Origin of the sequence: Streptomyces himalayensis subsp. himalayensis (assembly GCF_013778455.1) — a bacterium.
Taxonomy (GTDB): Bacteria; Actinomycetota; Actinomycetes; order Streptomycetales; family Streptomycetaceae; genus Streptomyces; species Streptomyces himalayensis.
In genome coordinates, this window is record NZ_JACEHE010000017.1 from 207,858 (window position 1) to 221,718 (window position 13,861).

Genomic DNA, 13,861 nt, shown 5'->3' on the forward strand with positions numbered 1-13,861 from the left:
CCCCATGACCAACACCGTCACCGCACCACCGTCCGTGTCCACCTCGCGCGGCCCGGCCGACGCGGCCGGCCGCGGATCCGCGGCCCGTACCGCCCGCCGCAAGGCGCTGCTGCACTGGATCGCCGTCCACTCCCTCGGCATCGCCGCCGCGCTGTTCTTCGTGATGCCGTTCGTCTTCATCCTCCTCACCTCGGTGATGGACGACCGGCAGGCACTGACCAGCGCCCTGTGGCCGAGGTCCTGGAACTGGGACAACTACGCACAGGTCTGGAGCGCCCCCGGCTTCCTCACCTGGTGGCGCAACACCCTGATGTACGCGGGCCTGGGCACGCTCCTCACCGTGGTGTCCAGCCTCCCGGTGGCCTACGCCCTCGCCAAGTTCCGCTTCCGCGGCCGCCGGGTCGCGATGATGCTGGTCATCTCCGCGATGATGCTGCCGCCACAGGTCATCATCGTTCCGATGTATCTGTTCTGGGCCAAGCAGATGCATCTGACCGGCACGCTGTGGCCGCTGATCATCCCGATGGCGTTCGGCGACGCCTTCAGCATCTTCCTGCTGCGCCAGTTCCTGCTGACCATCCCCGACGAGTACCTCGACGCGGCCAAGGTCGACGGCTGCGGTGAACTGCGCACGCTGCTGCGCGTCGTGGTGCCGCTGGCCAAGCCGGGCCTCGCCGCCGTCGCCCTGTTCCAGTTCTTCTACTGCTGGAACGACTACTTCGGCCCGCAGATCTACGCCAGCGACAATCCCGCCGCCTGGACGCTCAGTTACGGCCTCGAGTCGTTCAAGGACAACCACCACACCAACTGGAACCTCACGATGGCCGCGACGCTGCTCGTCATGGCACCGGTCATCGCCGTCTTCTTCTTCGCGCAGAAGGCGTTCATCGAAGGCGTGACACTGACAGGAGTCAAAGGGTGAAGCTGGCAGTCGTCGGCGGCGGATCGACGTACACACCGGAACTGATCGACGGTTTCGCCCGGTTGCGCGACACCCTGCCCATCGAGGAGCTCGTGCTCGTCGACCCGGCCACCGACCGCCTCGAGCTGGTCGGCGGGCTGGCCCGGCGGATCTTCGCCAGGCAGAGGCACGACGGGACGATCGTCACCACGTCCGACCTGGACGCGGGTGTCGACGGCGCCGACGCGGTGCTGCTCCAGCTGCGCGTCGGCGGGCAGGCCGCCCGCGAGCAGGACGAGACATGGCCGCTGGAGTGCGGCTGCGTCGGGCAGGAGACGACGGGCGCGGGCGGCCTCGCCAAGGCGCTGCGCACGGTCCCCGTGGTCCTCGACATCGCCGAGCGCGTGCGGCGCGCCAACCCGGGCGCCTGGATCATCGACTTCACCAACCCGGTGGGGATCGTGACGCGGGCGCTGCTCCAGGCCGGTCACAAGGCGGTCGGCCTGTGCAATGTGGCGATCGGTTTCCAGCGGAAGTTCGCGCGGATGCTGGGGGTCGCGCCCGGCGATGTGCATCTGGACCATGTGGGCCTCAACCACCTCACCTGGGAGACCGGTGCCCGGCTCGGCGGCCCCGAGGGCGAGAACGTCCTGCCGCGGCTGCTCGCCGAACACGGCGACGCCATCGCGGCGGACCTGCGCCTGCCCCGGCAGATCATCGACCGCCTCGGCGTCGTCCCCTCGTACTACCTGCGCTACTTCTACGCGCACGACGAGGTCGTACGAGAGCTCCGTACGAAGCCGTCGCGGGCCGCCGAAGTGGCCGCCATGGAGAAGCAGTTGCTGGAGATGTACGGCGACCCGGCGCTGGACGAGAAGCCGGAGCTGCTCGCCAAGCGCGGGGGCGCCTTCTACTCGGAGGCGGCCGTCGACCTGGCCGCTTCGCTGCTCGGCGGGGGAGGCAGCCCGTATCAGGTGGTGAACACGTACAACAACGGGACGCTGCCGTTCCTCCCCGACGACGCGGTGATCGAGGTGCAGGCCGCCGTGGGGTCCAAGGGCGCCACACCCCTCGTGGTGCCCCGGCTCGACCCGCTGTACGCCGGTCTGATCGCGAACGTGACGGCGTACGAGAACCTGGCCCTCCAGGCCGCGCTGCACGGCGGGCGCGACCGTGTGGTCAGGGCCCTGCTCGCCCACCCGCTGGTCGGCCAGTACGAGTACGCCGAGGCCCTCACCGACCGGCTGGTCGCGCACAACCGGGAGCACCTCGCGTGGGCATGACCGCACCGGAGTCCGGCGTCGGGACCGCCGGGTCCGTTCTCGCCATCGACGCGGGAAACAGCAAGACCGACGTCGCGGTGGTCGCCGCCGACGGCAGAGTCGTCGGAGCGGCCCGCGGCGGCGGGTTCCGGCCGCCTAAGGTCGGCGTCGAGACGGCCGTGGACGTTCTCGCCGACGCGGTCGGCCGGGCGTTCGTGCAGGCCGGGGCCGACCGGGTCGGGCATGTCTCCGCCTGCCTTGCCAACGCCGATCTGCCAGTGGAGGAGGAGCAGTTGGCGGCCGCACTGGGACGGCGCGACTGGGGCGGGAGCGTCGAGGTGCGCAACGACACCTTCGCGGTCCTGCGGGCCGGCATCGCCGAGCCGCGCGGCGTCGCGGTCGTCTGCGGCGCGGGCATCAACTGCGCGGGCATGCGGCCCGACGGACGCGTCGCGCGGTTCCCCGCGATCGGCCGTATCTCCGGGGACTGGGGCGGGGGCTGGGGGCTGGCCGAGGAGGCGCTGTGGCACGCGGCACGCGCCGACGACGGACGGGGCGGCCCTACCGCGCTGGCTCACACCCTTCCCGGCCACTTCGGGCTCGACTCGATGTACGCGCTGATCGAGGCGCTGCACCTCGAGCACATCGCCGTACCGCGGACGCACGAGCTCACCCCCGTGCTGTTCGCCACCGCGGCCGACGGCGACCCGGTGGCACGCTCGATCGTCGACCGGCTCGCTGACGAGGTCGTGACCTGGGCGACGGTCGCTCTCGAACGGCTCGACCTGCTGGACGAGGAGACACCGGTGCTGCTCGGGGGCAGCGTCCTGGCGGCCCGGCATCCCCAGCTGGACGGCCGCATCCGCGAGCTGCTGGCCGAACGCGCACCGAAAGCGGTGCCCCAGGTCGTCGCCGTACGGCCGGTGCTGGGCGCGGCGTTGCTGGGCCTCGACCATGTGGGCGCACCGGAGGAGGTGCACGCGCGCGTGCGGGCGCATTTCGAGAACGGGGGCTGACAGGCGCGTCGAGGGCGCCTCCGCCGGGGCTTCGGGCTCACCACCCGAAAAGGGAACGCGAATCGCTCGCACCTCCTCCGTAGGGTGATGCGCGCGCAGGGCTGACCACCCCTCATTTCGTGGGCGAGGGCTCTCCGTTGCTGCCCCCGCATCAACGGCAGCCCTGGGAGCCCCATGCGGCGCCCGGTACCGCGGCGGCTGTCCCGTTGACGGGGCGGGTGCGGCCGGGAAACCGAAGGGGTCTCGCTCACGTGTTTCAAGGGAGAGGGGGCGGTGCGGGGAGGCTCCGCTGCGCTGCAATCCGAACAAGATCCAGTCAATGCCTGTGCGGATGTCAGTCCCGGCGGCAATACTTGCCGCCGTGCACTTCTTCCCGCGTGCCTGCGCACCGGGCGGCAGTGACCGACGAATGACCATGGGGGAGGTCAAGTGACATACCCGCCGAACGGAGGGGCGGCGCCGCCGGGTCCGGCCTTGCCCACCATGCTGGCCATCCCGCCGCAGCCGGGCGCCTCACCGGCGCCGGCCGGCCCGTCCGGGCCGCTCGCCGCCGTGCCCTCCCGGCGCACCGCGTGGTCGGAGGGCGTCGACCGGCTGCGCACGGCGGCGACGACCGAGCCCGGCCGGCTGCGGATCATCGGGGCCGTACTGGCCCTGCTGGTCGTGGCGTTCGGCGCGGTCGCCACGTGGGAGATGTCCGAGCGCTCGGCCGCGGCCGACGACGTGCTGAACCGCAGCCAGCCCCTGAGCAGAGACGCGGCCGACATCTACCGCTCCCTCGCCGACGCCAACACCGCGGCGTCCAGCGGCTTTCTGGCGGGCGGCCAGGAACCGGCCGAGGTCATCGACCGGTACGAGAAAGACATCAGGACCGCCTCCGAGAAGCTGGCCACGGCGTCCGCGAACTCCGGATCCGACCCGGCATCGGCGGCCGCCATCGCCAAACTGAACAAGCTCCTCCCGGAGTACACGGGCCTCATCGAGCGCGCTCGCGCCAACAACCGCCAGGGCCTGCCGCTGGGCGGCGCCTATCTGCGGTACGCCAACGACAAGATGCAGACGATGCTGGACGCCGCCGAGCAGCTCTACAAAGAGGAGAACGAGCGACTCCGCGCGGACTACGACGACGCGACTCCCTATCCATGGGCGGCGATAGGCATCGGCGCGCTCGCGCTCGGCGCGCTCGTCTGGGCTCAGCGGCGCAACTACCACCGCACGAACCGGGTGTTCAACCATGGCCTGGTCGCCGCGACGGCCGCCTCCGCGGTGGTCCTGCTCTGGCTCCTCGTCGGCCACACGGTGGCCAGGGCCGGACTCGACGATTCGTACGACCACGGCGTCCGCTCCCTGAACGTGCTGAACGACGCCCGCATCGCCTCCCTCAAGGCGCGGGGCAACGAGAATATGACGCTGGTCAGCAGGGGCGCGGAGACCCGCGAGGTGGGCGATGTGCCCAAGGACAAGTTCGACCTCGAATACCAGAGCCAGATGGAGCAGCTCGGCGGCGCCGAGGGCAGCACGGGTCTGCTGGGTACGGCGGCCTCGCTGGCCGACGACGCGGCGGGCAGGGAGCCCGTGGCCGAGGCGATCGAGAACGTGAAGGACTGGAAGGACCGGCATAAGAAGGCGCGTGGCGAGGACGACTCCGGCAACTACGAGGGCGCGCTGAAGAAGGTGATCGGGGCCAGGGACCAAGACCCGACGGACGAGTCCTTCGAGAATGTCGACGACGCACTGGAGAACGCGCTCGAGTACGAGCAGCAGGAGTTCAAGCTGGCGGCGCAGGACGGGCGGAATGCCATGACCGGCCTTCCCGTGGGCGCCGCGGTGCTCGCCGTCCTGGGCGCGGCGGCTGCCGTGCTCGGCATCGGACGCAGGCTTTCGGAGTACCGGTGAAAGGGGGCGCCAGGATGCTGAGGGGACGCCTGCGGAGCAGCTTGCGGGGCTGGGGCGGCGTGGCCGCGATGGCGGTGGCCTGCGCCCTGACGGCCGTCTTCGCACTGCTGCTGCCGCTGACCCAGGCGCGTGGGGACGGCAGCACGGGCCAGGGCGGACAGGGCGTGGCCGAGGGCGCCCAGGTGAAGGCCGACGACTGCAACCCCGAGGCAAGCCTGCGGCCGTCGCCCAACGACGGACCCTACGTCGAGGACATCAAGAAGCGCGGCTATCTGACCGTCGGCGTCGACCAGAACAGCTACCGCTGGGGCTACCGCGACCCGAACAAGTCGGAGAGCAAGCTGGAGGGCTTCGACATCGACCTGGTGCATGCGATCGCCGAGGAGATCCTCGGCCCCGAACCCGACATCCGGTTCCGCGCCGTCCCCACCAACCAGCGCATCCCCGCCATCAAGAACGGCGATGTCGACATGGTGGTGCGCACCATGACGATCACCTGCGATCGCCTCGACGATGTGGCCTTCTCCACGGCCTATTTCAAGACGGGCCAGCAGGTGCTCGCCCCCAAGAACTCTGATATCACCGGCTACAACAAGACGCTCAAGGACAAGAAGGTCTGTTCGGCAAAGAGCTCCACCGCGGAGGACGAGCTTGAGAAGAACTCCTTCGGTGCCGATACCTCGACCAAGGTGCCGAACCAACTCGACTGCCTGGTAAGGCTCCAGCTCGGTGAGGTCGACGCGGTCGTGACCGACGGTGCCCTGGCCGCAAGCCAGGCCGCGCAGGACCCGACGGTCATGCTCATGGGCGAGCCGTTCACCGAGGAGTACTACGGCGTGGCGATGAAGAGGGAGGCGGAGGACCTGGTCCGGCGCGTCAACCAGGTGCTGGTGGACTACCGCAAGGGCGACTGGCAGGCCTCGTACGAGGACTGGCTGGCCGACGTGCCGGGCATGGCCGACACGGCGGAACCTCCCGCCCCGGAGTACAGCGACTGAGGCGTGAGGGCAACGACCCTGGTACCACTGAAGAGTTGATCCGCCCCCGAACGCGAGGGCGACGACGACGGAAAGCAGAGAGGTGATCGATGGGCGTCGCGGGGCCCCCCGGGCCGGTGATGGACCGGGACGAGGTGGACCGTGCGCTGGCGCGGCTCGGTGCGGAGCACGAGGCCATCGAGACCTCGCTCCTCGCCCTGCAGGACCACGCGGGCCGCAGGCTCCTCGAGGGCGCCCGGCTGACCGGCATCACCCAGTCCCGCTGGACGGACACGGAGCGCGCCATCACCGTCCTGTGGTCGTACTTCGACGCTTACACGGCCGCCGTGCGGGCCGCGCGTGACCTTCGGGCGCGCCGGCGCTGGCCCAGCCGCGAGGACCTGCTCGAGCTGACGGAGCTGCTGCGCGGTGAGAGCGTCACCGTGTCCGGCGGTGCCGCGGCCGGGGGCGGCCCCTCTCCGTCGATCACCGGCCCGGCCAGGCTCAGTGAGAGCTACACGCTCCAGGAGCTGGTGGAGCGGATGAACGAGCTCTACGCGCAGTCGCTCGACATGGTCGTCGCGGCGGACGCCGTGTGGTCCGCGCTGCCCGCCCGTATCGACCTGCTCTCGGCGGAGCTGCAGCGCACGCGCCAACTCGCACACTCCGTGGGCGTACGACGGGGCGAGCATCCGGCGGGCGACGACCTGGAGCGGATCACAAGTGCGCTGCTCCAGCTGCGCGAACAGGTGATCTCGGACCCGCTGGCCTTCTGGCAGGCGTCGCCGGGCGGCAGTTCTGCGCCCGGCGGCGGCCGGCCGGACACCGCGCGGTACGACCGTGAGGCGCAGGCCCTGGAGGAGGTGCGCCGCGAGATCGACGCGGTACTCACCGTCCGCCAGGACGCGGAGGCCCGGCTGGTGAAGCTGCGCGACGTGCTCTCGCGCGCGGACCGCACGCTCGCCGAGGCACGGTCCGCGCGCGGCGAAGTGCTCGCCAAGATCGCCGCGTCCGAGGTGCCCGCCGTGTCCGGGCCGCCGACAGCGTTGCAGGAGCAGCTGACGAGGGCCGCCGAGTACCGCAGGCACGGCCAGTGGAACCGGCTCTCGCCGCTCCTTGAGTCGCTGGAGCAGAAGGCGGAGGACGAACTGCTTCGCGCCCGTGAGTCGTTGACAGCCGTCACGGCGCCGCTCGCGGTCCGCGCGGAGCTGCGCGGCCGCCTCGACGCGTACAAGGCGAAGGTCGCGCGGCTGGGCATGGCGGAGGACCCGCTGCTGGTAGAGCGGTACGACACGGCGCGCCGGATGCTGTGGAGCGCGCCCTGCGACCTGCGTGCGGCGGAAGCGGCGGTGCTGCGCTACCAGCAGGCGGCCGTCGAGGTGGTGGCTCCGCGGGTTCCCGGCCAGGCCGGGCCCGTGGACCGGAGGGGGCCCTCGGGGAGCGACAGAGGTGATGCGGTGTGAGTGAGCAGCAGTGCCAGCGACCGGGTTGCCCGGGTGCGTACGAGGACATGGGCGGCGGCGAACTGTACTGCGACACGTGCGGTCTGGCGCCGGTCGTCTCGCAGAAGGGCATGGTGGGGTCGTCGCCGACGGGCATCACGGGCGGCGGCAGGGGATCGCGGGCATCACGCGGCTCCCAGGGCTCCGGCAGCAGCAGCGTGCGCGGCGGTTCGCGCAGCTCCCGTACGTCGTCCCGCTCCTCGTCGTCGCGCAGGTCGGTGTCGGGGCGGCTGTCCCGGTCCCTGTCCGGCCGATCGACGTCGCGGTCGGTGTCGGTGCGCAGCTCGGGTTCCGCGGCGGGATCCTCGGGGCGGGGCCGCCTCGGCGCGGGCCTGGTCCAGGTGCCGGACGTGCCCCGCCCGGACCCGCGCGCGATGGTGCTCGACAACCCCGAGGTGCCGGAGCGCAAGCGGTTCTGCTCGCGCTCGGACTGCGGTGCGCCGGTGGGCCGCCCGCGCGGGGACAGGCCCGGACGTACGGAGGGCTTCTGCACCAAGTGCGGCCATCCGTACTCGTTCGTGCCGAAGTTGCGCGCGGGCGACATCGTGCACGGCCAGTACGAGGTCGCGGGCTGCCTGGCGCACGGCGGTCTCGGCTGGATCTATCTCGCCGTGGACCGCGCGGTGTCCGACCGCTGGGTGGTCCTCAAGGGCCTGCTGGACACCGGCGACCAGGACGCGATGGAGGCCGCGATCTCCGAGCGCCGCTTCCTCGCCGAGATCGAGCACGCCAACATCGTCCGCATCTACAACTTCGTCGAGCACCTCGACCAGCGCACCGGCTCCATGGACGGCTACATCGTCATGGAGTACGTGGGCGGCAAGTCCCTCAAGGAGATCGCCAACGGCCGCCGGACGCCCGACGGGCGGCGTGATCCGCTGCCGGTCGAGCAGGCCTGCGCATACGGCATCGAGGCCCTGGAGGCCCTCGGCCATCTGCACAGCCGGAACCTGCTGTACTGCGACTTCAAGGTCGACAACGCCATCCAGACCGAGGACCAGCTCAAGCTCATCGACATGGGCGCGGTCCGCAGGATGGACGACGACGAGTCGGCGATATACGGCACCGTGGGCTACCAGGCGCCGGAGGTGGCGGAGGTCGGCCCGTCGGTCGCGTCCGACCTGTACACGGTCGCCCGGACCCTCGCGGTCCTGACCTTCGACTTCCAGGGCTACACGAACGTCTTCGTGGACTCGCTGCCGGACCCCGGCAACATCGAGGTCTTCCGCAAGTACGAGTCGTTCTACCGGCTCCTCGTGCGCGCCACCGACCCGGACCCGGCCCGCCGCTTCGCCTCCGCGCAGGAGATGTCGGAGCAGCTCACCGGCGTACTGCGCGAGGTCGTCGCCCTCCAGACGGGCCGCCCGCGTCCGGCACTGTCCACGCTGTTCGGACCCGAACTGCGGGTGACCGACACGGAGTTGTTCGCCGAGCCGGCCGGGGATGTCTCACGGCTGGGGGCACGGGTGGTGCCCGCGCCTCGGTGGGGGCGGAAGGCAGGCGCCGTGGGTGGCGCGGCTCTGTCCTCAGGCGCGGCTGTCCCCTCGGGCAGCGGAGGCACGGCGATGCCTGGCGGCGGAGCCGCCGGGATCCCGGCCGGCGGTGCGGGCGCCGGAGGCACAGCGACATATGGCGCCGCCACCGCACCGGTGGCCATCGTCAAACCCGTCCAGAGCGCCGCAACGGCTCTCGCCCTGCCTGTCCCCCGCGTCGACCCGAACGACCCCAACGCCGGGTTCCTCGCCGGCCTGATGGCCTCCGCGCCCGCGGAGCTGATCACCGTGCTGCGCGCGGCACCGGCCGGCTCCCCGGAGCTGCGGCTGCGCGAACTGCGGGCCCTGCTGGAGATGGGCGAGCACGAGCCCGCCTCCCGCGTCCTCGAGGACCTGGAGAGCGACCACCCCGACGACTGGCGCGTCGTCTGGTACCGCGGCATCACCGCGCTGGCCACCGATGACCACGAGGTCGCGGCACTGTCGTTCGACGCGGTCTACGACGCGTTCCCCGGCGAGCCCGCACCCAAGCTCGCGCTCGGCCTCTGCGCGGAGATCCTGGGACAGCTCGACAACGCCGCCGAGTACTACCGCCTCGTATGGACGACCGATCCCAGCTATGTGAGCGCCGCGTTCGGGCTGGCGCGTGTGCAGCTCGCGGCGGGCGACAGGCGCGGCGCCGTGCATACGCTGGAGTCCGTGCCGGAGTCGTCCATCCACTACACCGCCGCGCGGGTCGCGGCGGTGCGGGCGCGGCTGCGGCACGCTGGAGGCACCTCCCAGACCCTCAAGGCACCGGGGGAGGCCGACCCCCTCCTCGACGATCTGACGACGGCCGCGGGCCAGGTCGAGGCACTGGGCGCCTTCGGACTGGATGCCGTACGCCGCGAGCAGCTGTCGGCCGAGGTTCTGGGCACGGCCCTGGACTGGGTACTCTCCGGTAGCCAGGGTTCCGGGCAGCTGAACGGCGACCGGACGGCGCTGCTCGGCAGTGAACTGGACGAACGCGGACTGCGTCTCGGTCTCGAGCGTTCGTACCGGACCCTTGCCCGCCTCGCCCAGGGCGGCGAGGAGAGGATTCAACTCGTGGAGCGGGCCAACCGGTTCCGCCCTCGGACGTGGGTGTGATGCGCCGCCGAACCGGGGGACGCACCCCCGTCACCCGGACCGCAGCACGAGCAGGACGCGCCCCGTACGCAGTGGTGAGGTGAAGTGAGTGACGCCGCAGATGCACCAGCTGGCTGCCGGGGCGACGTGTCCCAGCTGCGAGGAGCCGCTGGAGTCGGGTGACCGGTTCTGCGGTGCGTGCGGGTACGACCTGTCGGCGCTGACCGCGCCGGAGGACCACCCCACGATCGCCATGAACGGCGCGGAACCGGCCCAGTCCCCGGCCCCTTCCGTGGACTGGCCGACCGCCCCCGAGGTGGACAGTTCCGACACCCCCGTGCCGGTACATCTTCCGACCGACCTCCGCGGCATCGAGTCGGGAGGCCGGGCACCCTCTCGTGACGTACTCCCTCAGGGCCTTCAGGGCCTGGGAGGTGCCCCCATCGGCGGAGTACCCGCATCGCAGGAACCATCTGGGCAATCCGGACCGCCTGGATCATCCGCACGGCCAGGAGCTGCCGGTTCCGCCTCCGCCGACGGCGACTACACCCTTGCCGCCCCGGACCCCGCAGGGGACGACGACCCCGGTAACGCCCCCACCGATCCACGGACCGTCCCACCGGGCGAGCTGTCGGCGCCCGAGGCCGATACGAAGCGGTGCGTCGCCTGCCGCACGGGCCGCGTCGACCAGGACGGCTACTGCGAGCACTGCGGGCACGCCCAGCCGCGCGAGCGCGACCACATGGAGCAGGAGTTGGGCGCGGTCGCCGCGGTCAGCGACCGCGGCCTGCGCCACCACCGCAACGAGGACGCGTTCGCCGTCTCCTCGACCGCCCTGCCCGACGGCTCGCTTGCCGTGGTCGCCGTCGTTTGCGACGGCGTGTCGTCGGCGACCCGCCCCGACGAGGCGTCACTCGCCGCGTCCCGGGCCGCGAACGAGTCGCTCCTGGAGAGCCTGCCGCGCGGTGCGCACCCGCAGCAGGCCATGCACGAGGCGATCATCGCCGCCTCCGACGCAGTCAACTCACTCGCCGAGGAGCAGACTTCACCGCAGGAGCACGCTCCGCACCACCAGAACGCCCCCGCGTGCACCCTGGTCGGCGCCATCGTCGCGGGCGGCCTGCTGGTCGTCGGCTGGGTCGGCGACAGCCGCGCGTACTGGGTGCCGGCCGACCGCACGGCCCCGGCGGCGCGGCTCACCGAGGACGACTCCTGGGCCGCGCAGATGGTCGCCGCGGGTCTGATGAGCGAGGCGGAGGCCTACGCGGACGAGCGCGCCCACGCCATCACGGGCTGGCTCGGCGCCGATGCGTACGAACTCGAGCCCCACACGGCTTCCTTCAAGCCGGACCGGCCGGGTGTGGTGGTGGTGTGCACGGACGGGCTGTGGAACTACGCGGAAGCGGCGGAGGAGATGGCCGAGGCGATCCCCGCCGACGCCGGCGAACGCCCGCTGCGCAGCGCCCAGGTGCTGGTCGGCCATGCGCTCGACGGTGGGGGCCACGACAACGTAACGGTGGCGGTCCTGCCGTTCCCGGCCCCGCCGCAGGGGGCAGGATCGGCCTGAGACAGAGCCCGGCGAGTCACTTCACGTACGCATTGTTCGCCCACGTGCCGTGGGAAGTCTCAGGGGGGAGCAGAGTCCATGGCCAACTTCTCGAAGTCCACCGTGCCGCAGTTCTCGGTCGAGGTCTACCAGAACGAGTACCTGCCCGAAGGCGGCCGTGAGGTGAACGCGATCGTCACGGTGAGCTCGACCGGGGGCGGCACGATCGGCTCCGCGACGGCCGCCCCGCACCTCTACTCGGCGGGTCGGGCCCCGGACGCCGCGGTGGCGATCATGGTCGACTGTTCGGGTTCGATGGACTATCCGCCGACGAAGATGCGCAACGCCCGCGACGCCACCGCGGCCGCCATCGACACCCTGCGCGACGGCGTGCACTTCGCGGTGATCGGTGGCACGCATGTGGCCAAGGAGGTCTATCCGGGCGGCGGCCGGCTGGCCGTGGCCGATGCGGCGACCCGTGACCAGGCCAAACAGGCGCTGCGCAGGCTGTCGGCGGGCGGCGGCACCGCGATCGGCACCTGGCTGCGTCTGGCCGACCGCCTGCTGTCCTCCGCGGATGTGGCCATCCGCCACGGAATCCTGCTGACCGACGGCCGCAACGAACACGAGTCCCCGGAGGATCTGAAGGCCGCCCTCGACACCTGCGCGGGCCGCTTCACCTGTGACGCCCGCGGTGTCGGCACGGACTGGGAGGTGAGCGAGGTCACCGGGATCGCCTCCGCGCTGCTCGGCACCGCCGACATCGTCGCCGACCCTGCGGGCCTCGCCGAGGACTTCACGCAGATGATGGAGACGGCGATGGGCAAGGAGGTCGCCGACGTCTCGCTGCGCCTGTGGACGCCCATGGGTGCGGAGATCAAGTTCGTGAAGCAGGTCGCGCCCACGGTCGAGGAGTTGACCGACCGTCGCACGGAGGCAGGCCCGCGCGCCGGGGACTATCCGACCGGTTCCTGGGGCGACGAGTCCCGCGACTACCACGTCTGCGTCGAGGTGCCCGCGGCCGGCATCGGCCAGGAGATGCTCGCCGCCCGCGTATCGCTGGTGATCCCTCAGGGTGCGGGAGACTCTGCCCAGACGCTGTCCCAGGGTCTCGTACGGGCGGTGTGGACCGACGACATGGCGGCGTCGACGTCGATCAATGCGCAGGTCGCCCACTACACCGGCCAGGCAGAACTGGCACAAGTCATCCAACAGGGCCTGGATGCCCGTAAAGCGGGAGATGTCGATGGGGCAACGGCCAAACTGGGACGCGCTGTTCAGCTCGCCAGCGCCTCCGGAAACGCGGATACTGCGAAACTCCTTGCGAAGGTGGTGGACGTGGTCGATGCCGCGACAGGTACTGTGCGACTGAAAGCGAAGGTCGAGGAGGCCGACGAGATGACTCTCGAGACTCGGTCGACGAAGACGGTTCGCGTGAAGAAGTCGTAGGAACTGCCGTAGCACAAGACGCACGCACATACCGGCAGACCGGCCGACGCGGCCGGAGCGAGAGCGGCCTTGGGGCCGGAGAAGGAGAGGGGGAAGCGCCGACATGCCGACCTGCCCGAACGGACACCAGTCGGGTTCCGACGACTGGTGCGAGGTCTGCGGTCACCGCATGGCCGGTGCCGTGCCCCCGCCCCCGCCGCCGCCCCCGGCCCCCGGGTACGGCTTCCCGCCGCCAGCTCCCGGCGCCCCGCAGGGCGGACGGCCGCATCTCGGCGGGCCCGACGCGGCGCCCGACGCCGAGCTCTGCCCGCAGTGCCGCACCCCGCGCGAGGGCGGGGCGCCGTTCTGCGAGGAGTGCCGCTGGAACTTCCTGACGAACACGGCGACCTCGTACACCCCTGCCGCCCCGCGCCCGCCGGCCCCCGGTCCGGGTCCTGGCGGGCCCAGCCCGGCGCTGCAGTTCCAGCAGCAGCCGGGTCCCGGTCCTGATCCGTACGAGTACCAGAGCTCGCGTCCCTCGCAGATGAACCGGCCTGCGGAACCGATTCCGCCCTTCGGAGGCGATCCGTCGGCGCAGGTCGCGCCGCCCAGCCCTGGGGGTCCGGGCGGTCCCGGGGGTCCGGGCGGTCCCAGGGGTCCGGGCGGTCCTGGAGGGCCGGGCGGTCCTGGTACCTCGGGTGGTCCCGGTATGGCCGGGGGCCCGGGAGGGGCC

9 protein-coding genes and 1 pseudogene are annotated in these 13,861 nt (G+C 71.5%); all 10 read left to right on the forward strand.

Annotated elements, in window-relative coordinates; all coding sequences use genetic code 11:
- Positions 1-4 precede the first annotated feature (4 nt).
- Positions 5-922, forward strand: coding sequence for a carbohydrate ABC transporter permease (locus H1D24_RS26550; RefSeq protein WP_181660210.1), 918 nt, complete (start codon positions 5-7; stop codon positions 920-922).
- A complete protein-coding gene (locus tag H1D24_RS26555) occupies positions 919-2,184 on the forward strand; it encodes a 6-phospho-beta-glucosidase (protein WP_181660211.1) in 1,266 nt (421 codons plus the stop codon). Before H1D24_RS26550 ends, H1D24_RS26555 begins: the two co-directional genes overlap by 4 nt.
- Positions 2,181-3,179 carry an N-acetylglucosamine kinase gene (locus H1D24_RS26560; RefSeq protein ID WP_181660212.1) on the forward strand — a complete coding sequence of 333 codons (999 nt, stop codon included), beginning with the start codon at positions 2,181-2,183 and terminating at the stop codon, positions 3,177-3,179. Before H1D24_RS26555 ends, H1D24_RS26560 begins: the two co-directional genes overlap by 4 nt.
- A 429-nt stretch (positions 3,180-3,608) precedes the next feature.
- Complete coding sequence (locus H1D24_RS26565; RefSeq protein WP_181660213.1) at positions 3,609-5,075, forward strand: GlnX family signal transduction membrane protein; 1,467 nt, start codon at positions 3,609-3,611, stop codon at positions 5,073-5,075.
- 14 nt (positions 5,076-5,089) lie between these two features.
- Positions 5,090-6,073, forward strand: a complete 984-nt coding sequence (locus H1D24_RS26570) for a glutamate ABC transporter substrate-binding protein (RefSeq protein ID WP_181660214.1) — start codon at positions 5,090-5,092, stop codon at positions 6,071-6,073.
- A gap of 89 nt (positions 6,074-6,162) precedes the next feature.
- Complete coding sequence (locus tag H1D24_RS26575; RefSeq protein WP_181660215.1) at positions 6,163-7,515, forward strand: hypothetical protein; 1,353 nt, start codon at positions 6,163-6,165, stop codon at positions 7,513-7,515.
- A gap of 47 nt (positions 7,516-7,562) precedes the next feature.
- Positions 7,563-10,175, forward strand: a complete 2,613-nt coding sequence (locus tag H1D24_RS26580; protein ID WP_181660234.1) for a serine/threonine-protein kinase — start codon at positions 7,563-7,565, stop codon at positions 10,173-10,175.
- A gap of 100 nt (positions 10,176-10,275) precedes the next feature.
- Positions 10,276-11,721: a PP2C family protein-serine/threonine phosphatase gene (locus H1D24_RS26585; protein WP_181660235.1), complete on the forward strand. Its 1,446-nt coding sequence runs from the start codon at positions 10,276-10,278 to the stop codon at positions 11,719-11,721.
- 78 nt (positions 11,722-11,799) lie between these two features.
- Positions 11,800-13,149: a vWA domain-containing protein gene (locus H1D24_RS26590; protein WP_181660216.1), complete on the forward strand. Its 1,350-nt coding sequence runs from the start codon at positions 11,800-11,802 to the stop codon at positions 13,147-13,149.
- 103 nt (positions 13,150-13,252) lie between these two features.
- A pseudogene (locus H1D24_RS26595) lies at positions 13,253-13,861 on the forward strand (FHA domain-containing protein); the annotation flags it as partial.

What these genes read in the sequence shown, in the direction of transcription:
- H1D24_RS26550 (WP_181660210.1), top strand. Translation starts at nt 5, where the DNA reads ATGACCAACACCGTCACCGCACCACCGTCCGTGTCCACCTCGCGCGGC.
- H1D24_RS26560 (WP_181660212.1), top strand. Translation starts at nt 2,181, where the DNA reads ATGACCGCACCGGAGTCCGGCGTCGGGACCGCCGGGTCCGTTCTCGCC.
- H1D24_RS26570 (WP_181660214.1), top strand. Translation starts at nt 5,090, where the DNA reads ATGCTGAGGGGACGCCTGCGGAGCAGCTTGCGGGGCTGGGGCGGCGTG.
- H1D24_RS26575 (WP_181660215.1), top strand. Translation starts at nt 6,163, where the DNA reads ATGGGCGTCGCGGGGCCCCCCGGGCCGGTGATGGACCGGGACGAGGTG.
- H1D24_RS26580 (WP_181660234.1), top strand. Translation starts at nt 7,563, where the DNA reads ATGGGCGGCGGCGAACTGTACTGCGACACGTGCGGTCTGGCGCCGGTC.
- H1D24_RS26585 (WP_181660235.1), top strand. Translation starts at nt 10,276, where the DNA reads ATGCACCAGCTGGCTGCCGGGGCGACGTGTCCCAGCTGCGAGGAGCCG.
- H1D24_RS26590 (WP_181660216.1), top strand. Translation starts at nt 11,800, where the DNA reads ATGGCCAACTTCTCGAAGTCCACCGTGCCGCAGTTCTCGGTCGAGGTC.